Source organism: Paraburkholderia sp. RL17-373-BIF-A (assembly GCF_046030175.1).
Classification (GTDB): domain Bacteria; phylum Pseudomonadota; class Gammaproteobacteria; order Burkholderiales; family Burkholderiaceae; genus Paraburkholderia.
The window spans coordinates 45,490-66,860 of record NZ_JARESO010000046.1 but is presented as its reverse complement, the minus strand read 5'-3'; the positions used below and the strand labels follow the sequence as shown (position 1 = coordinate 66,860).

Genomic DNA, 21,371 nt, shown 5'->3' with positions numbered 1-21,371 from the left:
GAATCCTTAATGCTGCAACCATGAAAAAACCTGGCCGGTGCGAACCGGCCAGGTTTTTTCTAACGACTCTTGTGACCTTTAAGCCGGCACTGTCTCAGCCTGCTTCGCACGCGACCACACGCGATGCTGCTCAGCCGCCTTGATGAAGGCCTTCAGCACGTCGGCGGCCTGGTTGTCGTCGCCGGTTGCGACGCCGTCGGCATGGTCCGGCAAATGCGCGGCAGTCAGCACGCCCCGCGCCGATCGCCGCGATCGCCTTCAGATGTTTGAACGCCTCGAGCACGAAATGCCGCGCGTCGCCCGATTGCGCCAGCGTCTTCGCGCCCTTGTCGCCGCCCACCACGATCACTGCGTCGAACATGATCGACGGCAAGCCGGCAATCGTGGCGTCCGGCGCCATGCCGTCGATCGCGGCAAGCGTCGGCGCGATCAGCATGGGCGCCGCGCCTTCGCCTTGCAGCGCCTGCTGCAGCTTCTTGATGGCTGCGCTATCGGAACCCGGCGCGGCCAGCAACGCGATCTTGCAGGTCTTGATGCCCGGCTGCACCCGGTTGAGCAAACTCAGCGCGGGCGATTCCTTGGGGCCGGTCAGCTTCGCCGTGCCTTTCTTAGGCGCCGGCAAACCCAGACCTTCAGCCACCTGCGCGGCGAGCTTCGCGTCGAAGTTGGCGATAATCTCGTTCACCACGCGCGCTCGAATTTCCGGCTTCGTCACCTTGCCGAGTTCGAACTGATAGGCTGCGGCGATATGGTCTTTCTCCGGCTGGGACATGCTGTTGTAGAACAGCGCCGCCTGCGAAAAATGATCGGCGAACGATTCGCTGCGCACGCGGATCTTGGTGCCTTCCACGCGCTCCTGATAACTTTCGAAGCCGCCATCCGACGGCGCCGGATCGGTTTCCTTCGGCCAGCCGCCACTCACCGAATTCGGCTCGTACGAGGCCTGGCCGACGTTGATCGCCTGGCGGTGCATCGCGTCGCGCTGATTGTTATTGAACGGGCACACCGGCCGGTTGATCGGAATCTCGTGGAAGTTCGGGCCGCCCAGCCGGCTGATCTGCGTATCCGTGTACGAGAACAAACGGCCTTGCAACAGCGGATCGTTCGAGAAGTCGATACCGGGCACGATGTGGCCCGGATGGAACGCCACCTGTTCGGTCTCGGCAAAGAAGTTGTCCGGATTGCGATTGAGCGTCATCTTGCCGATGATCTTGACCGGCACGATTTCTTCCGGAATCAGCTTGGTCGGATCGAGCAGATCGAAATCGAATTTGTGTTCGTCGGCTTCTTCAATTATCTGCACACCGAGTTCGAACTCGGGGAAATCGCCGCGTTCTATCGACTCCCACAGATCGCGCCGATGGAAATCCGGATCCTTGCCGGCCAGTTTCTGCGCTTCGTCCCACAGCAGCGAGTACGAACCCAGCACCGGGCGCCAGTGGAATTTGACGAAGCGTCCCTTGCCTTGCGCATTCACGAAACGGAACGTGTGAATGCCGAAGCCTTCCATGGTGCGCAGACTGCGCGGAATCGCGCGGTCCGACATGGTCCACAGCACCATATGCGCGGATTCGGGCACCAGCGAGACGAAGTCCCAGAAGGTGTCGTGCGCGGAGCCGCCGGTCGGCATTTCGTTCGGCGCTTCGGGTTTGACCGCATGCACGAAGTCGGGAAACTTGATGGCGTCCTGAATGAAGAACACCGGCATATTGTTGCCGACCAGATCGTAATTACCTTCCTGCGTATAGAACTTCACGGCAAAGCCGCGCACGTCGCGCACCGTGTCGGCGGAACCGCGCGGGCCCTGCACCGTGGAAAAGCGCACATAAACCGGCGTCTGTGCGGCGGGATCCTGCAGGAACGCGGCCTTGGTGTACTCCTTCATCGACTCGTACACCTGAAACACGCCGTGCGCCGCCGAGCCGCGCGCATGCACGATGCGCTCGGGTATGCGTTCGTGGTCGAAGTGCGTGATCTTTTCACGCATGATGAAGTCTTCGAGCAACGAGGGGCCGCGCGGACCCGCGCGCAGGCTGTTCTGATTGTCGGAGATCTTGACGCCCTGATTGGTTCTCAGCGCCTGGCCTTCAGGATTGACTCGAAACTGTTCGAGATCTTTCGATTTCGGATCCGCTTGCGGACTATTCGCCTGCGCGTCCTTCGCTGCGGGCTTCGGCGTATTCGTTTTACCTGCCATGAGAATCTGCTCCTTGCGTTCGGGGGCGTGCCGGTGGGGAAATCCGGTCTGACGCACCGAAACAAGGGAGCAAGCGTTGTACCCGCGCGGGCTCCATCACACTATATGATTGCCAATGAACCAGCCATGCGGGACGAACGATGCGGCGCGCCGCGATTGCGCGCCGCCGGCCATCTTATGCAAGCGCCGAAGCGCGCCATCAGAAACGGTAGTTGATCGAAATATCCGCTACGCCATTGGCTTTGCGGTGCGTGACAGGGCTATTGCCCGCGCTGCCCACCAGTTGCTCGAAGGCGCCGTCCGCGGTGGCGAACCAGTGCTTGTCGAACAGCCACACTGCGCTGATGCCGAAGCCCACCGATTTGAAGCCCGCGCTCGCGTGATACTGCGGGTACTTCGAATTCGCCGCCTGAGACTGATTCACGCCGAACCAGCTATTCATGTAAGTGGAGTCCGCGAGCGTCACGTTCGGACCGGCGAACCAGAAGAACTTCTTCGTGCTGCCCGGCATCGGCATATACGCGCCCAAATCGCCGATCCAACCATTCGAGCCGCCGAAATAGCGCCTGACGTCGGCACGCAGCACGAGCGGGAAATCCTTCGACACCACATACTCACCGGACAGTTTGACGCCCGGCGCGGGGTTGATGTTGCCGAGACCGTCCAACTCCTGCGGGTCGTCGTGGCCGCGGCGTCCGAGGTCGTAGACAGCGGCGAGACTCGCGCGCCAGTTCTCCCCTTGTGCGAAGTTGACCCCGAAGCCCTCGCCGCTCGACAGGAAGAACAGATCCTTATAGCGCACGTCGACGCTCGGACCCGCCATCAGGTGATAACGGTTGGAGCCCTCGTAGCGCGGCTGGAACGACGTCGCCGCGCCGACGCGCACCTGCCAGTCCGGAATGTTCGGCTGCCACATCTTCTGCAGCGGAATGCCGACCGAATATTGCCATTCGCCCAGCGGCGAAGGCGTTTGGGCCGAGGCCGAGCCCGGTAGGACGGCGACGCCGCCGATGGTCACGGCGACCAGGGAAGTTGCCGCGATGCCTGTTTGTTTATTGCGGAGCTTGCCGCCCCGCTTTCTACGGCTGTTAAACACCAGAAGCCTCCGATCTCGCGTATCGCGAAGAGGGTTTATGTTCTCGCCCCGGGTCCGCAAGGGATAAAAAGCACCCGGGCGACTGCCGCATCGCTACTTACGGCATGTAATTTTTTCAGCGAACGCCACGCACCGCTCGACAAAAAAACGCGACCCGTACCGATCGGGAGCCCGTCAATTGGGCATTTGTCTGAACAGATCGGTACGAAAGATTTGCCGACGGACGCACTCGTGCAAAATGCGGGCCTAGTCGCTGGAGAGCGGACTCGATTGGCTGAAGAACAAGAGGCGAATGCGCCGCGCTGCCAGAACGACGACGAAACACAGGTATGCGGATGCGATGAAAAAAGACACGGCCGGCGTCGCATGTAGCGACGCCGCGCACATTCGCGGCCTACTGCGATGCTTCGACCAGCACCGGCTTGTCGCGATACAGATTCGGGAACAGGCGCTTCAGGTTGGCGACCTTCGGCATGTCGTTGATCGCGATATACGCGGAGTTGGGATGCAGCGTCAAATAGTTTTGGTGATACGACTCGGCCGCATAGAAGCCTTTGAACGGCTCCGTCTTCGTCACGATCGGCGCGGGGAAGGCGTGCGCCTTGTCGAGTTGCGCGATATAGCTTTGCGCGACGCGCCTCTGCGTGTCGTTCAGCGGAAACACCGCCGAGCGATATTGCGTGCCGCTGTCCGGCCCCTGGCGGTTCAACTGGGTCGGATCCTGAATCACGGAGAAATACACCTGCAGCAACTGGCCGTAAGTGACCTTGGTTGGATCGAACGTGACCTGCACCGATTCCGCGTGCCCCGTCTCGCCGCCGCTGACCGTTTCGTACTGCGCGGTGTCGCGCTGGCCGCCCGAATACCCCGAGACCGCCTTGGTAACGCCGCGCACGTGCTGGAACACGCCCTGCACGCCCCAGAAACAGCCGCCCGCAAACACCGCCGTTTCTTCGTGCGCGGTCGAAGCCGCGACCGGTTCGTCGAGCGCCGGCGGCGCGATCACGACGGCGGCCTCCGATGAGAACGCCATGCGCTGCGCCAGCAGCAGCGCGAGCGCACCGAATCCGACCGAGAGTGAAATCGCCGCCATGCGCGAGCGGGCCGGCCTGCCGTCAATGCGTTTGTCGAAGTTCATGAGGTCCATCCTGATTCGCTCAGTTCACGCGCCCGATGCGGGCGTAAATGTCATCGCCAGACCGTTCATGCAATAGCGCAGGCCGGTCGGCTTGGGGCCGTCGTCGAACACGTGGCCGAGATGGCCGCCGCAGCGCCCGCATAGCACTTCGTCGCGCGTCATGCCGAACGACTTGTCGGTATGCGTGATAACCGCATGGCCGAGCGGCTGCCAGAAACTCGGCCAGCCTGTGCCGCTGTCGAACTTGGTCTTCGACGAGAACAGCGGCAGTTTGCACCCGGCGCATGCAAAAGTACCCGCGCGGTGTTCGTCGTTCAACGCGCTGCTGAACGGGCGTTCCGTGCCCGCTTCGCGCAGCACGCGGTATTGCGCGTCGGTCAGCAGTTTGCGCCATTCGGCGTCGCTGTGCACGACCTCGTAGGCGACTGCCGCGCTGCCGTTTGCTGCCTGTGCCGCTTGTGCCGGCTGCGCGGCGCGCGCCGTGCGCCACATCGAGGCGCCGCCGGCCAGCGACATGGCGCCAATCAACCTGAAGAAAATCCGTCTGCTGCAAGCCATGATGATCGCTCCGGAAAGTCCGTACCGTTCACCCGTTCCGGCGCTGATCGCGCCGCCCGCGAGTGTTCCCGATGCTTGGTCGCACGAGAGCGGGATAAATGACAGCATGCGCGTCTTTTTACGTGACGGTGACAACCGCAGCGGCGATTACAGCGGAAATTTGGTGGTCGAGAGAATTTCCTTGAGCACCATGAATGAGCGGATTTGCCGGACGCCCGGCAGATAGAGCAGTTGCTCCGCGTGCAGGCGATTGAAGCTGTCGCTGTCGCGCGTGCGGATCGTCATGAAATAGTCGAATTCGCCGGTCACCACGTGGCACTCCATGCAGCCCGCCACCATTTGCGCCGCTTTCTCGAACTCGGCGAACGACTCCGGCGTGGAGCGATCCAGCACCACGCCGATGATCACCAGCATCCCGGCCCCCGCCGCCTTCGGGTCGATCAACGCGACGACCCCGCGGATCAGACCGGACTCCTTGAGCCGCTCCACGCGCCGCAAACACGCCGGCGCACTCAGCTTGACCTTCGCCGCGAGCGCGACGTTCGAAATCGACGCGTCGGTTTGCAACTGCCGCAGGATCGCTCGATCGATGCGGTCGAGCGCCTGCAGCGGATCGGCCGGGACGGCGGCAGCAGTGGTCACCGCTGTCGAAGGTCGACGAAATTTTGTTGCGTTCATGAGTTCCTACACGTTTCTTTCTTGATCTGATTACGGATTTTCATTTACAAAAGTATGCCGAACCCAATTTTTTCGCAAGCTCATTTCCAGCGGATTTCCCTACCATCTGCTTAACGCGACCGGATGCCGTTCGCGTCCCACCTACCGACCACGGAGCTGCCATGAACCTGCAACGATTCCCTCGTTACCCGCTGACCTTTGGGCCGACGCCGATCCAGCCGCTCAAGCGCCTGAGCGACCACCTCGGCGGCAAGGTGCATCTGTATGCGAAGCGTGAAGACTGCAACAGCGGCTTTGCCTTCGGTGGCAACAAGACGCGCAAGCTCGAATACCTGATCCCCGAAGCGCTCGCGCAGGGCTGCGACACGCTGGTGTCGATCGGCGGGATCCAGTCGAACCAGACGCGCCAGGTGGCGGCCGTGGCGGCGCATCTGGGCATGAAGTGCGTGCTGGTGCAGGAGAACTGGGTGAACTACTCGGACGCGGTCTACGACCGGGTCGGCAACATCCAGATGTCGCGCATTCTCGGCGCCGACGTGCGTCTCGTCGCCGACGGCTTCGACATCGGCTTTCGCAAGAGCTGGGAAGATGCGCTGGAAAGCGTGCGGGCCGCCGGTGGCAAGCCGTACGCGATTCCGGCCGGCTGCTCCGACCATCCGCTCGGCGGTCTCGGTTTCGTCGGCTTCGCGGAGGAGGTTCGCCAGCAGGAAGCGGAATTGGGCTTCAAGTTCGACTACATCGTGGTCTGTTCTGTGACCGGCAGCACGCAGGCCGGCATGGTGGTGGGTTTCGCCGACGACGGCCGCGCTGAGCGTGTGATTGGTATCGACGCTTCGGCGAAGCCGGCGCAAACGCGCGAGCAGATCACCCGCATCGCGAAGCAAACCGCGGAACAGGTTGGGCTGGGACGCGATATTACGAGTAAGGACGTGGTGCTCGACGAGCGCTTCGGCGGCCCGGAGTACGGCTTACCGAACGACGGCACGCTGGAAGCGATCCGCCTATGCGCGCGTTTGGAGGGCGTATTGACCGACCCCGTCTACGAAGGCAAATCCATGCACGGCATGATCGAGATGGTGCGCAACGGCGAATTCCCCGAAGGTTCGCGCGTTCTGTATGCGCACCTCGGCGGCGTGCCGGCGTTGAACGGCTACAGCTTTATTTTCCGCAACGGCTAAACGAGGCGCTTCCTCAGATGCTCCCTTAAGAATTCCACGAACGCCCGAATCGTGAGGGAGCTCTGCCTGTGCTGCGGATAAACCGCGTAGACGCTCGTGGCGGTAGGCAGGAATGCTTCGAGCACCGGCACGAGCTGACCGCTTTTGAGCGCGTCGGCAACGATAAAGTCAGGAAGCCGAACAATTCCCAGGCCCGCGACCGCCGCATCGCGCACCAGTTCGCCATTGTTGGCGCGCAACGGACCGTGGACCTCGACGCCCTTCGTCGCGCCATCGACGACAAACTCCCAGCTCACGGCGCCGCCGTGGCCATACAACAGGCACGCATGGCGCTCCAGGTCAGCGGGCACCTTAGGCGCGCCACGACGCCGCAAATAACCAGGACTGCAGCAGGCCACCATCCGGATATCCACGAGCTTCTGCCCGATCAGCGTGGAATCCGGCAAGGTGCCGATGCGGATCGCCATGTCGAAGCCCTCGCCGACCACGTCGACGGTGCGGTCGCTCAATTCCATCTCGAAGCGCACGTCGCCGTGCTCGCGCAGGAACATCGCCACCAGCGGCGACAGATGCGCCATGCCGAACGACATCGGCGCGCTCACGCGTAACAGCCCGCGCGGCCCGGCACGGCGCAGCGACATGGCCTGCTCGGCGTCTTCCACTTCGCCGAGAATGCGTTTGGCGCGCTCGTAGAACTCCTGCCCGAGGTCGGTCACGGCCAGCTTGCGCGTGTTGCGGATCAGCAATTGCACACCGAGCGTTTCCTCCAGCGCCATCACCCGGCGGCTGACGAACTGCTTCGACAGCGACAGCCGGTTGGCGGCCGCCGTGAAGTTATGCGCGTCGACCGTGGCCACGAAGATCCGCATGTCATCGAGTTGCATCGTATTGTCTACTCCACAGTGACAGTGTTTCCGGTTTGATGGCGATTATACCCATCCGGATTGACCTACACTCTCATTCATGGATCGCGGACAAACATCTGGCCGGATCGCACAACCCAAGGAGAAAAAAGATGCTTGAAATCAGACATGCCAATCAACGCGGCCGCGCGGAGCACGGCTGGCTCAGCTCGCGTCATACGTTTTCCTTCGCTAACTATCACGATCCGAAGCAGAATGGCTTTTCCGACCTGCTCGTGATCAACGACGACCGTGTCGCGCCGGCGCAAGGTTTCGGCAAGCATCCGCACCGCGACATGGAAATCTTTTCGTACGTGCTGGAAGGCGCGCTGGAGCACAAGGACACGATGGGCACCGGTTCGGTGATCGTGCCTGGCGACATCCAGTTGATGAGCGCGGGAACCGGCGTCGCGCACAGCGAGTACAACCATTCGAAGAGCGACCCGGTGCACTTCCTGCAAATCTGGATCGCGCCGGGGCAAAAGGGTACGGCGCCGCGTTATCAGCAGCGTCACTTCGGCGCGGACCATAAGCGCGGCGTATTGCGCCTCGTGATCTCGCCGGACGGCGCGGACGATTCGCTGGTGGTGCAGCAAGACGCGCGGGTCTATGCCGGTCTCTTCGACGGCGATGAAACGGCGCGGCTCGAACTGGCCAGCAATCGCTATGCGTATGTCCACGTGGCGCGCGGCAGCGTGAGCGTGAACGGCGTCGAGTTCAAGGAAGGCGACGGCGCGCGTGTGCGCGGCGAAGAAGCGTTGACCTTCACGCAAGGCCACGGCGCGGAAGTCCTGGTGTTCGACTTGCGCGACATCGAAATGTCGGAGTTGTGGGCTTAAGCGGTTGAATGAGCTTAGTGCGGGCTCGCCGGAGAACATTCCGGCGAGCCGCCCTCTTCCTACCTTGTTGAGAAAAAATCATGCGCTATACGCTGTTTGAAAATCAGAAAGACGCGGTCATCCTCGTCGCCCGCATCCTGTTGATGGTGCTGTTCGTCATGTTCGGCTGGTCGAAGCTCGCCGGCTTTTCCGGCACCGTGGCCTATATGACGTCGAGCGGCGCGCCGGTGCCCGAGTTGTCGGCGGTGATCGCCGTGGTGATGGAGTTTGTCGTGGGCATCGCGCTGCTGGTCGGTTTCTATACGCGGCCGCTTGCCTTGCTGCTCGCGGTTTATACGCTCGGCGCCGCGTTCATCGGCCATCATTACTGGAACATGACCGGCGCGGTGCAGTACGACAATATGATTCACTTCTACAAGAACATCAGCATCATCGGCGGATTATTGCTGTTGGGTGTGACGGGCGCCGGGAAGTATTCAATCGACCGGCGTTGAATCTGCTGTCTTGCACGGCACGCCAGAAAGAAAGCCGCCCGGTTGACGCCGCGCGGCTTTTTTCTCGTATTGCGCGGTTCACGCTAGCCCGCGAACGCGCTTGCGAATGGTCCGGTGGATATTCGACTGCGCCATGTCGCCACGATAGTGCGCGGCAGAAACGCCCAGAACGATTCGCCATAGCGCGCACTCGCTGGATCGGATGGCGTCGCCACCCGCACGTAATGCCCACGATTGTGCTCGACGAAAAAATGGCCGTAAGCGACCGGCGCCAGCGTGATTCTGGCGAGCCATCGCTCGAAGCGATCGGTCTTGTGGCCGAGTTCGTGCGCCGTGTCGATCGACACGCCAATTGCCGCGTGGAGTGAGAGCGAGAGCGCGAAGCACTGGTAGTCGTGCCAAGTCATCGCATGCGTGCCCACGATCCATAAACCACAAACAAAAACGGCGGCCCAAAGGCCGCCGTCCACTACTCACACAACCGCATCAGGCCACTACCTCAGCCTCAGCTTCTCCAACCACTTCCACTTCTTCACTATTACGGATCAGATGATCGAACGCGGAGAGCGATGCCTTCGCGCCTTCGCCCACGGCGATCACGATCTGCTTGAACGGCACCGTGGTCACGTCGCCGGCGGCGAACACGCCCGGCACCGACGTCGCGCCGCGTGCATCGACGACGATCTCGCCGTGCTTCGACAACTCGACCGTGCCCTTGAGCCATTCGGTGTTCGGCACGAGGCCGATCTGCACGAACACGCCTTCCAGTTCGATCTGCTTCACTTCGCCCGAACGCAGATCTTTGTAGACCAGACCGTTGACCTTCTTGCCGTCGCCGGTGATTTCCGTGGTCTGGGCCTGCGTGACGACGGTCACGTTCGCGAGGCTGCGCAGCTTGCGTTGCAGCACTTCGTCGGCACGCAGCGTGGCGCCGAACTCGAACAGCGTCACTTCACGCACGATACCCGCGAGGTCGATCGCCGCTTCGACGCCGGAATTGCCGCCGCCGATCACCGCGACGCGCTTGCCCTTGAACAGCGGACCATCACAGTGCGGGCAGTAAGCCACACCATGATTGCGGTACTCGCGCTCGCCCGGCACGTTGATTTCGCGCCAACGGGCGCCCGTCGCCAGAATGATGGTCCTGGCCTTGAGCACCGCGCCGTTTGCCAGACGCACTTCGTTGATGCGGCCCGGGATCAGCGCTTCGGCACGCTGCACGTCCATGATGTCGACTTCGTAGCTCTTCACATGCTGCTCGAGCGCCGTGGCGAACTTCGGACCTTCAGTTTCCGTCACGGAGACGAAGTTCTCGATGGCCAGCGTGTCCAACACCTGCCCGCCGAAGCGTTCCGCCACCACGCCCGTCGCAATACCCTTGCGCGCCGAGTAAATCGCCGCAGCCGCGCCCGCAGGACCGCCGCCGACGATCAGCGTATCGAACACGGGCTTCTTTTCCAGTTCCTTCGCGGCACGCGCACCGGCGTTGGTATCGAGCTTCGCAAGGATTTCCTTCACGCCGCTGCGGCCCTGGCCGAACACTTCGCCGTTCATGAACATGGTCGGTACCGCCATGATCTGGCGCGCTTCGACTTCGTTCTGGAACAGCGCGCCGTCGATCGCCACGTGGCGGATGCGCGGGTTGATCAGCGCCATCACGTTCAGCGCCTGGACGACTTCCGGGCAGTTCTGGCATGACAGCGAAAAATACGTTTCGAATTGATAGTCGCCGTCGAGGTTACGGATCTGTTCGATCACGGCGTCTTCGAGCTTGACCGGATGGCCGCCGACCTGCAACAGCGCAAGCACGAGCGACGTGAATTCATGACCCATCGGAATGCCGGCGAAACGGATGCCCGTATCCTTGCCCGGCTCGCCGATCGAAAACGACGGCTTGCGCTCGGCGTCGCCACGACGCTCGATCACGTTGACGCGCTCCGACAACGTCGCGATATCGTTCAGCAATGCCAGCAGCTCTTGCGATTTCGCGCTGTCGTCGAGCGACGCGACGATCTCGATAGGCCTGCTAACCTTTTCGAGGTACGTTTTCAACTGAGTCTTGAGATTGGCATCAAGCATGGCTATTCGATTCCGTGACGATGGGTGTTGGGTTCCCGGCGCCGCACGCTTCCGGATAGGATAGGTGCGGCCCGGGGACGTGCGAACCACTGTAAGAAGCGGTCCGCACGGTGATGCGCCGCGAGGCGCTAACTGCGTAAGGTGGTGAGACCTTAGATTTTGCCGATCAGGTCGAGCGACGGGGTCAGCGTTTCTGCGCCCGGCGTCCACTTGGCGGGGCACACTTCACCCGGGTGAGCCGCGATGTATTGCGCAGCTTGCACCTTGCGCAGCAGCTCGCCGGCGTCACGGCCGATGCCGTTGTCGTGAATTTCGGCCAGCTTGATTTCGCCTTCCGGGTTGATCACGAACGTGCCGCGCAGTGCCAGACCTTCTTCTTCGATCAGCACGTCGAAGTTGCGCGAGATTGCCAGCGTCGGGTCAGCGAGCATCGGGTACTTGATCTTCTGGATCGTGTCCGACGTGTCGTGCCATGCCTTGTGCGTGAAGTGCGTATCGGTCGACACGCTGTAGATTTCGACGCCGAGCTTCTTGAATTCGGCGTAACGATCGGCCAGGTCGCCCAGTTCGGTCGGGCACACGAAGGTGAAGTCAGCCGGGTAGAAAACGAAAACCGACCACTTGCCCTTCAGGCTTTCTTCGGTGATGGTCTGAAAATCGCCATTGTGATAAGCCTGTGCCTTAAACGGTTTGACTTGACTGTTGATGATCGGCATTTACTGAGTCCTCTTTCGAAGTGGTTGGAAAGTGGAGTCAGTATGTCAGACGACGCTTAATAGGTAAAGCGGTGTGTTTTAATGGTAGCGATAGTCTGACGCTATTTATCTCGCTACGCCTGCCTATCACGCCGTGGATCAGTCCTTCAGAAGCCGCCAGAGGGTAGTGCGGCCGATTCCTAGCGCCCGGCTGGCCGCAGCGCGGTTGCCGCCAGCCTGTTCGAGGGCGTGGAGAACGTCCTCGCGGGTCGGGCTGCTGCGGTTCGGGGCGGGTTCAGCGGCGGCATTCGCGCCGTTTGTACCGTTTTTTGTGCCAATGGTGCCGTTAGTGCTCGCATTAAAGGCCGCCGCCTGCCTCATGCGCCCAAATTCCGGAAACACCGCCTGCCAATCCTGACCGGCAACGCCCGCTGCGTCGCCGAGATAGATCGCGGCGCGCGTCAGCAGATTTTCCAGCTCCCGCACGTTGCCGGGCCACGCGTACTGCTCGAACAGGGGCGCGAGAAACGCCAGCACCCGCTCGAGCGCGGCCTCCGACAACCCATATTGAAGCGCGCTGCGGCTCAACAAGTGCCGCGCCAGTTGCGGAACATCGTCGCGCCGTTCGCGCAACGGCGGCAATTCTATCTGAAGCAGGTTCAGACGAAAATACAAATCCGCGCGAAACGCGCCCTGCTCGACGAGCGCGTGCAGATCTCGATGAGTGGCGGCGATCACCCGCACGTCGACCGGCGTGGCGCGTCCCGAGCCGAGCTTCATCACCTCGCGCTCCTGCAGGACCCGCAGCAGACGGCTCTGCAGCGCCGCCGGCATCTCGCCGATTTCGTCGAGGAAGATCGTCCCCGTGTGGGCGATTTCGAACAGCCCCGGCTTGCCGCCGCGCCGCGCGCCCGTGAACGCGCCTTCCTCGTGGCCGAACAGTTCGCTCTCGATCAGGCCTTCCGGCAGGGCCGCGCAGTTGAACGCGACGAACGGATTGCCGCGCCGCCGGCTGGCGTTGTGGATGCCTTGCGCGACCAGCTCCTTGCCGGTTCCGCTTTCGCCGCTCAGGAGCACGGTCGCGTCGTGCGCCGCGCCTGCGCGCGCCAGCCGCCGCACGCGCTCGAGCGCCGCCGAGTTGCCGATCAGATCGTCCAGTTGATGCCGCGCGACCAGATGCTTCGGCCGCTGGCTGGTGCGCAGCGACCGGTCGATCCGCTGCGCGACCAGCGCGTCCTGCAAGGTCACCACGGAGCCGGAGCGCACGCCCTGCTCCACGATCGGCACGCAATTGACGATCAGCGCGCGTCCGCCGATCTGCTCGATACGCTCCTCGATCGGCAGGTCGCTCTCGAGCGTTTCGCGCAAGAGCGGCCCGACGGCGCGTTCGACTTGCGCCGGCACGTCCTGGTCGCGGTCGAGACCCAGTAGATCGAGCATGGCCGGGTTGACGGCCTCGACCTGCCCGGCATCGTCGAAAGCGGCGACGCCGTCGCGCAGATGCGCCACGATCGTGTTCAGACGAACGCGCTTCGATTCCTTCTGGCGGCTCACGCGCGCCAGTTCGACCGAGCGCTCGAACGCTTCTTCGACCGCCCCGAGCGAGTACAGGAAAACGCTCGCGAGGCCGGCCTGCTGGGCGAAGTCGCAAGCCATGCCGGGCCCGATGATGACGCTGCAGCCTTCGGCGGCGAGGCTGTCGACGGCGAGCCGCACTTCGTCGATCGAACGGTAGGCGCGCTGTTTCAGGCTGACTTTCAGCCACGCGCTCAGGTCGGCCAGTTCGTGCGAGATCGTTTCGTGCAGCACGAGGCCGATCTGCGCGTTCGGCCACGTGGTCGTGGCGCGGGTGATCGCGCTCAGCACGTCGAAACCGTTCACCTTGACCATCACGACCGGCACGTTCAGGTTGTCGCGCAGGTAGGCGCCGTTCGATCCGGCGGCCAGCACGACATCAACCGAGCCTGCGTCCACGTAGGCCTGCAAGGCCGTGACGGCCGCGCTGTAGCCTTCCCGGACCGAGAAGAATTTTGCGCGCCCGGCGTAGCGCGGCGCGACGGTCTCGCAAAGCGACTGCAACCGGCTGATACTCACCAATGCAATGCCTGGGCGGCCCGGATCGGAATTCGCAAGGGACGGCGTGAAAGTGGACATCGCGGCACTCGGTCTATGTTGAAACGTTCCATGGAACGTTTCATGGAACAGTACGCTCATTGTGCCACAGACCGCCGCGCCGCCGCCTTCCAGCTAACCTGTTGATTGTTTGGGACAAACCACCAAGGCCGCGAAATGGCACGCTTCCTGCAGTTTCTCGTTCGCGCCATTTATCCGACTTTCCTGAAAGGAGACACACCGTCATGACCACATCCGCCACCCGCCGCGCCGCCTTCCGCGCCAAAGTCAACGAACGCCAGGGCCTGCTCGTGCCCGGTGCCTTCAATGCGATGAGCGCCCGTGTAATCGAAGACGCCGGTTTCGAGGCGATCTACATCACGGGCGCCGGCGTCACCAATATGTCGCTCGGCCTGCCCGACCTCGGCTTCATCGGTCTTGCCGAAGTTGCCGAACATACGGCGCGGATTCGCGACGCGGTCGCGCTGCCGCTGATCGTCGACGCCGACACCGGCTTCGGCAATGCGCTGAACGTGCGCCAGACGGTACGCGTGCTCGAGCGCAGCGGCGCCGACGTGATCCAGTTCGAAGACCAGATCATGCCGAAGAAATGCGGCCACTTCTCCGGCAAGGAAGTCGTCAGCGCGAGCGAGATGGTCGGCAAGATCCGCGCGGCCGTCGATGCCCGCGAAGACGGCAATCTGCAGATCATGGCGCGCACCGACGCGGCCGCGGTGCACGGCATCGAGGACGCGATCGAGCGCGGCCATCGCTTCATCGAAGCCGGCGCCGACATTCTCTTTATCGAAGCGACCGAATCGCTCGCCGACATCGAACGTTTGCCGGCGCTGTTCGACAAGCCGCAACTGATCAATATCGTGATCGGCGGCAAGACGCCCGTGCAATCGCGCGAGGCGTTAGCCAAGGTCGGCTACGGCATCGTGCTGTACGCGAACGCGGCGCTGCAAGGCGCGGTGCTCGGCATGCAACGCGCGCTCGGCACGCTGAAGAGCAATGGCCGGCTCGACGAGGACGCCACGCTGGTCGCGCCGTTCAGCGAACGCCAGCGGCTCGTCAACAAGCCGCTGTACGACAAGCTCGATCGCGAGTACGCCGCGAAAGACTGAGCGGCGCAGAGAAAACAGTATTTCCGGTAGATGGGCGGATGGGCGCTCCCGCTTGCGGGCACGCCGCGTCCGCCTGCCGTCGTCAACGGTATGGCGCCGTTTATTGCGTTAGGATTCAGGGCTAGCAGTCGTTTGCGACTGCCGGCGTGCCATCTTCGATGGCTTCGCCGGCGCGTCAACTGCGGCCGCGATCCTGTCGCTCGTCCGCCTCGTCCGGATACCGGAAACACGTTTTCAATAAGGGTAGTCGCAAGAACATGAAGGCCAAACCATCGCGCGCAAAGCGCCGGCACCGCATCGGCGCTGATACGCGTTCGCACGACACTGCAGGCAGCGCGGCGGGAGCAGCGCAATGAGCGGCAGCGACACGCGCAACGCGCACATCGGCTGGCTACCGTATATCGTCGCGGCCACCTTCTTCATGGAGTACCTCGACACCACGGTGATCGCCACCGCGTTGCCGCAGATGGCGCACTCGTTCGGCGTCGGTCCCAACAGCCTCAGTCTCGGCATGACGGCCTACATGCTGGCGCTGGCGATCTTCATCCCGGCCAGCGGCTGGGTCGCCGACCGCTGCGGCTCGCGCACGGTGTTCTTCAGCGCGATCGGCGTGTTCACCGTGGCTTCCGTGTTGTGCGGCCTGTCGCAGAACGTCACCGAGTTCACCGCTGCTCGTCTTTTGCAAGGCATGGGCGGCGCGATGATGGTGCCGGTGGGACGGCTGATCGTGGTCCGCAGCACCGAAAAAAGCCGCATGATGCAGGCGATCTCGACCATCACGTGGCCGGCGATTGCCGCGCCGGTGGTCGGGCCGCCGATCGGCGGTTTCATCACGACCTACGCGTCGTGGCGCTGGATCTTCCTGCTCAACGTGCCGTTCGGCCTCGCGGCCATGGCCGTTGCGCTCGCGCTGGTGCCGAACCTGCGCGGCACCGAACGCAAGCCGCTCGACGTGGTCGGCCTGCTGCTGAGCGGCACGACGTTGACGGCGATTCTCTACGGCGCGGAGTTGGCGAGCCAGCCGGGCGAGAATCCGTGGATCGCCGGCGCGATCATCCTCGGCGGCTTGCTGATGGGCGTGGTGGCGTTCCAGCATGCGAAGCGCCATCCGCATCCGCTCGTCGACGTCTCGACGCTGAAGATTCCGACCTTCTCCGTGACGGTGGTGACGGGCTCGTTCACGCGCATCGGCATCGGCGCGGTGCCTTACCTGATGCCGCTGCTGTTCCAGGTGGGCTTCGGCTTGTCGGCGTTCAAGTCGGGACTGTTGCTGCTCGCAAGCGCGCTCGGCAACCTCGGCATGAAAGCGCTGACCACGCGCATCCTGCAGCGTTACGGTTTTCGCATGGTGTCGATCGTCGACGTGACGGTGGCCGGCGTGTTCATCATCGCGTGCGGATTGCTGAGCCCGAACGTGCCGCTCGCGCTGGTGCTGTTCGTCGTGTTCATCTACGGCGTGGCGCGCTCGATGCAATTCTCGACGCTCGCCACGCTCGCCTATGCCGACGTCGCGCAACCGCAGATGAGCGCGGCGAGCACGCTGTGGAGCGCGGCCGCGCAGATGACGATTGGTCTCGGCATCGCCTTCGGCGCAGTGTCGCTGCGGGCGGCTGCCTTCTTCAACGGCGAGACCACGGGCCGCGTCTTCACGCTCGACGATTTCCGCCTCGCGTTTCTGTTCGCGGGCGTGGTGACGCTCGCCTCCGTGATCGGCTACATGGGTCTTGCACGCGATGCCGGCCAGAGCATCGGCGGCGGTTCGCGCGGCAGCGAAGATCCGGCGAAGGGTTGACGGCGAAGCACTCTGATAAAACGGGCGGAGATACGCGGTGCAAGCACAAGAACTGACTATTTCAAATGACAAGGCCGATCTCGACATCGAGTTGGTCTACACGTTCCTGTCGCAAGAAACTCCGTGGGCCAAGGGCATGCCGCGCGAGACGTTCGAGCGGGCCATCGCGGGCTCGATGTGTTTCGGCGGCTATGTCGATGGCAGGCAGATCGCGTTCGCGCGCCTGATCACGGACGAGGCGACCTTCGCGTACCTGTGCGACGTATTCGTGCTGCCGGACTATCGCGGCCAGGGACATGCGTCCGCATTGATGAAGCGCGTTTTCGCCAGCCCCTCGCTGCAGGGTCTGCGAAGAATCGTGCTGGTGACGACAGACGCGCATCGCGTGTACGAGCCGCACGGCTTCACCGGACTCGCGACGCCGGAGCGTTACATGGAGTTGCACAACCCGGACGTCTACAAGACGGCCTGAGCGCGGCGCGCGCCGCGAGCCTCGCGGCGTTGTCATCGGCGTGCCACGTTGGACGGTTAATTTGCTGCGGGAACACAAACCGCAAAAACAGCAAAAACCGTCCCCTGCCCATGCCACAGCATTTCGCGCGCGAGTCCCGCAGTGATTCCGTCAATGGCGGCTGCCTTGTTTAAGGCCGCCTCAGCCAGCGCGCTGCTCAATGCCTTCCTTTCGGCGATGCAGATCGCCATCGGCCTCATGGCGCATTCGGACGGGCTCTTTGCCGACGGCGTGCACACCTTGAGCGACCTCGCCGCGGACGGCGTCGTGCTGATCGTGCTGTACCTCACTACGCGACACCAGCGTACGAAGCTGCGCGATGCTGGCCACAGCGCCGACACCGGCATCGAGCAGGCGCTGGCCGCGCTGTTCATCGCCGCCGTATTGATGACTACCGCCGCCGACATGCTCTGGACCAGCATCGCGCAGACCTCGACGCTGAGCGGCGGCACCGCGATGCATATCGGCGCGCTGGCCGTGAGCGGCTTCGTGATGCTCGCCAAGGAAGCGCTGTTTCGCTATATGCGCGCCGAAGGCGCACGCACGGGTTCAGCAATTTTGCTGGCCAGCGCATGGCATGCGCGCGTCGACGCGGTGTCGGCGCTGGTGGCGACGTTGGGACTCGCCGGCAGTCTGGCCGGCATGCCGATGCTCGATCACATCGCCGGCGCGGCGATCGGCCTGATGATCATGCGCATGGGCTACGCAAGCGGCCGCGGCGCGTTGAAGCAACTGTTCGCCGGCGCGCCGGGCAACGCGCCCGCCGGCCAGCCGGTTGAATAGAATCTGGAATCGGTTTGCGTCAGCCGTAAGCGCGTTCGCGCATCCACTTCGTCATGATCCATTTGTCGCCGCCGAGCACCGGCGTGCCGCCATGCAAGGTCAGCGGATCGAGTTGACGCTGGCCGTTCATATAGCGGAAATACACCGCGCCGCCCTGCCTTGCCGCGACGGACATGCCCGCTTCGGGAAAGATGGTTTCGCCGCCGTCGGGCACGTCATTCAGATAGATCACCAGCGTGGCGACACGCTGGCCGCCCTGCGCGGTATGCACCGCGCTGCCGGGTTGATCGGGCGGGAAATAGTCGAAATGCGGGCGGTATTCGCCGGTCGTGCCGTAGTGCAGAATCTGCAGCCCTTCGCCATTTTCGACCGGCCAGTTCATCAGACTCGAAATGCGCCGGTCCATCCGTTCGATGAACGCGTCTTCGCCGCGCTGATACCAGATGCCCTCGCTGGTGCGATTGCGGATCACGTCTTCCTTGCCGGTATCGGGATTGACCGTGGTGGAGCGCTTTAACCGATGCCGCGAGCGCTCGATCATCTCGGCGCATTCGTCCGGCGACAACACGTCGCCGAATACGATCACTTGCGGCCGCTCGCAGCGCATCAGCACACGCACGTCACGATCGTGCGCGCGGATCACATTGCCGCGCGCGACGGGCGGGTCGTCGTATTGGTAAGTCTGTGGCGCGGCTTTGGCGAGCGCCGCCTCGGTCGCGGCCGCCGCGGCAAAGGCCGGATTCGCCGGATTAGCCGGGTCCTGGCCGAAGGTTTTGTGCACGGCCGCGCGCGCGGCGTCGGTGGCGAAACCGGCCTGCACCATGGCGTCGACCATCGAATCGGGACTGCAGCCGCGCGCCACGTTGCTGCTCAGCCACTCTTCCCATGCGGCATCCACTACTGGCATAGCATTCCTCATTCGTCCGCTTGAAGAAATTCAGCATCACGTGGCTGAATGATAGCAAGCGGGCGTGGCTCGGCCGGGGTCAAGCCGCAGATCAACCGCGCTGCTGCCGGCGCCGGTAGAGGTCGAGTCCCTTTCGCGCCTGCGCCCGAATGGCGCGCTGCACGAGCGGCGACCAGCCGAGCAGCGTCCCTTTGAGGCCGAGCGCCTGGCGCGTCCAGATCCACAAGTCAAAGTTGTCGCGATGTTCGACGATGCGGCCATCGCGGAACACGAAACGGGCGTCGATGCGGTTGACCACCGCGCGCCCTGTCTGGCTGAAGAGATAACTGGCCACCCAGTGGGCGCGGCCGCTGCGGTCGTCCGCTTCGACGCCCTCGAACGTCAGCGAAAAGTCTTGCGCGCGGGCCACCAGCATGCGCCACATGTCGCGCGCTTCCTCGCCGCGCAACTCGCCGAACGCGGGGTCGCTGAAGACGACGTCGTCCGCGTAACAGGCCACCATGGTTTCGGCGTCGCGTTGCTGAAACGCCGTGTAGAAACGCTGGATCAGTTCGGTGTTGGTGTTGGGATGGCTCATTGTTTTGATATCGTGCGATGCCCGTGTTTGAAGTCGATCCGGAAAAGGCGCCCGGCGACCATTCGACGGCGGGCACGCCGCACACGATATCGGAAAACAGAGCCCAATGGGCGACGCGGCGTGCCTACCCGTTCGAGGCCGCGCCACGCATCCGCGCGGCCTCGCTTCTGCCGGCCAGCAGCCAGACGCCGGCCGCGATCGACACCGCAATGACAGCCGCCAGACCCAGCGCCGCGGCAAAGCCGCTCGCAAAGCTCGCGTGCGCGGCCGACATCAGCGTGGCCCGTACGGCGGGCGGCAAGCTCGCCGTGGCCTGCGCCGTATCGCCGGCCAACACGCGCGACATGAAGCCGGCGTCGAGCGCGGTTTTCACCTCGGGCGTCAGCGGCGCCGCCGCGAGGAATGCCGTGTGCGTGCGCGCCGCCAGCACCGCGCCGAGCACCCCGACCGACGTCACGATGGCGGTGAAGCGCGTCGTCGTGCTGATGCCGGAGGCCATGCCGGTGCGATCCGGCGGCACGCAGGCCATGATCGCCTTCTGCGTGTCGCCGTTCAGAATCCCGGCGCCGAGACCCGTCACGATCATGCCGAGCGCGACCAGTGCGTAGCGCTCGTCGCTCGCGATCAACGCCGTCAACAGGTTGCCGAGGGCGATCAGCAGCAAGCCCATCGACAGCACGGCCATGCTCGAAACACGCCTGCCGAGCGCGGCGCCGATGTACGGGCCGATCACCATCGACAGCGCGAACGGCAGCATGCCCACGCCCGCGGCCACCGCCGACAGACCGAACACGTTCTGCAAATACAACGGCAGGAACGTCATCATCACCTGGGCGCAGGCGGCGTAACCGAACATGGCGAGCACCGCAGCGACAAAGCGCGGTTGCCGGAACAGCGCGAGATCGACCATCGCATGCGCTCGCACCCGCTGCACCTGAACGAACGCGCCGAACATCAGCACGCAGGCCGCGAGCCGCATGGCGGTCGGCCAGCTTGCGAGGCCGTCGGCCGGCACTTCGATCAGCGCCCAGATGCCGAGCGCGAGCGCGCTGCCGAACAATAGACTGCCGGCGATATCGAGCGGACCGGGTTTCGGATTGCGCGACTCGACGATTGCACGCGACGCGCACCACGCGAGCACCGCGCACACGGGCAGGTTCAGCAGAAAGATCCAGCGCCAGCCGAACCATTGCGTGATGACGCCGCCGATTAGCGGCGCCACCGTGGTCGCGAGGCCCATGCAGGTGCCCCACACGGCCCAGGCGCGCACGCGGGCGGGGCCTTCGTGAAACGTGTTCGCGATGATGGCGAGCGCGGCGGTGAGCAGCATTGCCGCGCCGACACCCTTGACCGCCCGCGCGATGTTCAGCACCGCTGCCGTTGGCGCCGCGCCGCAACCGAGCGACGCCAGAAAGAACACCGCCAGCCCGAGCAGCAGCATTTTCTTGCGGCCGACGCGGTCGGCGAGACCGCCCGCCGGCAGCAGGCACGACGCGAACGCGACCATGTACGCGCTGACGACCCATTCGACGTCGGCAAAACTCGCGTGGAACGAGCGCGCGATCGACGGCAACGAGACCGCCACGACATTGGTGTCCAGCACGATCAGCGCGCAGGTGGCCGACGCGGTGGCCAGCACGAATGCGGAGTTGGCCGGCGCCGGGCGGTGGTCTGAGGAAGGAGACGGCATAGGGAGGCGAATGGCGGC

Annotated in this window: 18 protein-coding genes and 2 pseudogenes; 7 read left to right on the top strand and 13 right to left on the bottom strand. The window is 63.6% G+C overall.

Annotated elements, in window-relative coordinates:
* Window positions 1-78: 78 nt before the first annotated feature.
* The 5 genes and pseudogenes from katE to P0D80_RS36560 all read right to left on the bottom strand — a co-directional run bounded on the left by katE (window position 79) and on the right by P0D80_RS36560 (window position 5,667).
* Window positions 79-2,197 (bottom strand): annotated as a pseudogene (gene katE, locus P0D80_RS36580) (catalase HPII).
* Window positions 2,198-2,396: 199 nt separating this feature from the next.
* Window positions 2,397-3,293, bottom strand: coding sequence for a MipA/OmpV family protein (locus tag P0D80_RS36575; protein WP_408291102.1), 897 nt, complete (start codon window positions 3,291-3,293; stop codon window positions 2,397-2,399).
* A 394-nt stretch (window positions 3,294-3,687) separates the two neighbouring features.
* Window positions 3,688-4,431 (bottom strand): peptide-methionine (S)-S-oxide reductase MsrA, encoded by a 744-nt coding sequence (msrA, locus tag P0D80_RS36570; RefSeq protein WP_408291099.1) that lies wholly within the window; start codon window positions 4,429-4,431, stop codon window positions 3,688-3,690.
* 24 nt (window positions 4,432-4,455) lie between these two features.
* A complete protein-coding gene (msrB, locus tag P0D80_RS36565; protein ID WP_408291097.1) occupies window positions 4,456-4,989 on the bottom strand; it encodes a peptide-methionine (R)-S-oxide reductase MsrB in 534 nt (177 codons plus the stop codon).
* Window positions 4,990-5,136: 147 nt separating this feature from the next.
* Window positions 5,137-5,667, bottom strand: a complete 531-nt coding sequence (locus P0D80_RS36560) for an Lrp/AsnC family transcriptional regulator (protein ID WP_408180039.1) — start codon at window positions 5,665-5,667, stop codon at window positions 5,137-5,139.
* A gap of 161 nt (window positions 5,668-5,828) precedes the next feature.
* On the opposite strand from P0D80_RS36560, the gene P0D80_RS36555 reads away from it, so the two are divergent.
* Window positions 5,829-6,845 (top strand): 1-aminocyclopropane-1-carboxylate deaminase, encoded by a 1,017-nt coding sequence (locus tag P0D80_RS36555; protein ID WP_012427263.1) that lies wholly within the window; start codon window positions 5,829-5,831, stop codon window positions 6,843-6,845.
* Here P0D80_RS36555 and P0D80_RS36550 read toward each other — a convergent pair.
* Entirely contained in the window at window positions 6,842-7,729 is an 888-nt protein-coding gene (locus tag P0D80_RS36550) for a LysR family transcriptional regulator (protein ID WP_408180038.1), read from the bottom strand. The two genes, P0D80_RS36555 and P0D80_RS36550, sit on opposite strands and share 4 nt — an antisense overlap.
* A 131-nt stretch (window positions 7,730-7,860) precedes the next feature.
* Between P0D80_RS36550 and P0D80_RS36545 the strand changes: the two genes are divergently transcribed.
* Together P0D80_RS36545 and P0D80_RS36540 are read left to right on the top strand one after the other, a co-directional pair.
* Window positions 7,861-8,586 carry a pirin family protein gene (locus tag P0D80_RS36545; protein ID WP_408180037.1) on the top strand — a complete coding sequence of 242 codons (726 nt, stop codon included), beginning with the start codon at window positions 7,861-7,863 and terminating at the stop codon, window positions 8,584-8,586.
* Between the two features lie 80 nt (window positions 8,587-8,666).
* Complete coding sequence (locus P0D80_RS36540) at window positions 8,667-9,080, top strand: DoxX family protein (RefSeq protein ID WP_408180036.1); 414 nt, start codon at window positions 8,667-8,669, stop codon at window positions 9,078-9,080.
* A 125-nt stretch (window positions 9,081-9,205) separates the two neighbouring features.
* On the opposite strand, the pseudogene P0D80_RS36535 reads toward P0D80_RS36540, so the two are convergent.
* From P0D80_RS36535 to prpR, 4 genes and pseudogenes are all read right to left on the bottom strand, one after another.
* Window positions 9,206-9,535 (bottom strand): annotated as a pseudogene (locus P0D80_RS36535) (alkane 1-monooxygenase); the annotation flags it as partial.
* Window positions 9,536-9,566: 31 nt separating this feature from the next.
* Window positions 9,567-11,159, bottom strand: a complete 1,593-nt coding sequence (gene ahpF, locus P0D80_RS36530) for an alkyl hydroperoxide reductase subunit F (RefSeq protein ID WP_132377360.1) — start codon at window positions 11,157-11,159, stop codon at window positions 9,567-9,569.
* 152 nt (window positions 11,160-11,311) lie between these two features.
* Window positions 11,312-11,875 (bottom strand): alkyl hydroperoxide reductase subunit C, encoded by a 564-nt coding sequence (gene ahpC, locus P0D80_RS36525; RefSeq protein WP_408180035.1) that lies wholly within the window; start codon window positions 11,873-11,875, stop codon window positions 11,312-11,314.
* Window positions 11,876-12,013: 138 nt separating this feature from the next.
* Window positions 12,014-14,008, bottom strand: a complete 1,995-nt coding sequence (gene prpR / locus P0D80_RS36520) for a propionate catabolism operon regulatory protein PrpR (RefSeq protein ID WP_408291092.1) — start codon at window positions 14,006-14,008, stop codon at window positions 12,014-12,016.
* 203 nt (window positions 14,009-14,211) lie between these two features.
* Here prpR and P0D80_RS36515 point away from each other — a divergent pair, with 203 nt between their 5' ends.
* The 4 genes from P0D80_RS36515 to P0D80_RS36500 all read left to right on the top strand — a co-directional run bounded on the left by P0D80_RS36515 (window position 14,212) and on the right by P0D80_RS36500 (window position 18,179).
* Window positions 14,212-15,093: an isocitrate lyase/PEP mutase family protein gene (locus tag P0D80_RS36515; RefSeq protein ID WP_408180033.1), complete on the top strand. Its 882-nt coding sequence runs from the start codon at window positions 14,212-14,214 to the stop codon at window positions 15,091-15,093.
* Between the two features lie 352 nt (window positions 15,094-15,445).
* Window positions 15,446-16,885: an MFS transporter gene (locus tag P0D80_RS36510; RefSeq protein WP_408291089.1), complete on the top strand. Its 1,440-nt coding sequence runs from the start codon at window positions 15,446-15,448 to the stop codon at window positions 16,883-16,885.
* Between the two features lie 37 nt (window positions 16,886-16,922).
* Window positions 16,923-17,357 (top strand): GNAT family N-acetyltransferase, encoded by a 435-nt coding sequence (locus P0D80_RS36505; protein WP_408180031.1) that lies wholly within the window; start codon window positions 16,923-16,925, stop codon window positions 17,355-17,357.
* A 165-nt stretch (window positions 17,358-17,522) separates the two neighbouring features.
* Entirely contained in the window at window positions 17,523-18,179 is a 657-nt protein-coding gene (locus P0D80_RS36500; RefSeq protein WP_408291087.1) for a cation diffusion facilitator family transporter, read from the top strand.
* A 19-nt stretch (window positions 18,180-18,198) separates the two neighbouring features.
* Here P0D80_RS36500 and P0D80_RS36495 read toward each other — a convergent pair whose 3' ends face one another.
* From P0D80_RS36495 to P0D80_RS36485, 3 genes are all read right to left on the bottom strand, one after another.
* On the bottom strand, window positions 18,199-19,086 hold the full coding sequence (locus P0D80_RS36495; RefSeq protein ID WP_408291084.1) for a 2OG-Fe(II) oxygenase: 888 nt from the start codon (window positions 19,084-19,086) through the stop codon (window positions 18,199-18,201).
* Window positions 19,087-19,177: 91 nt separating this feature from the next.
* On the bottom strand, window positions 19,178-19,663 hold the full coding sequence (locus P0D80_RS36490) for a nuclear transport factor 2 family protein (protein ID WP_408291082.1): 486 nt from the start codon (window positions 19,661-19,663) through the stop codon (window positions 19,178-19,180).
* 124 nt (window positions 19,664-19,787) lie between these two features.
* Complete coding sequence (locus P0D80_RS36485; protein WP_408291080.1) at window positions 19,788-21,353, bottom strand: MFS transporter; 1,566 nt, start codon at window positions 21,351-21,353, stop codon at window positions 19,788-19,790.
* Window positions 21,354-21,371: the final 18 nt, after the last annotated feature.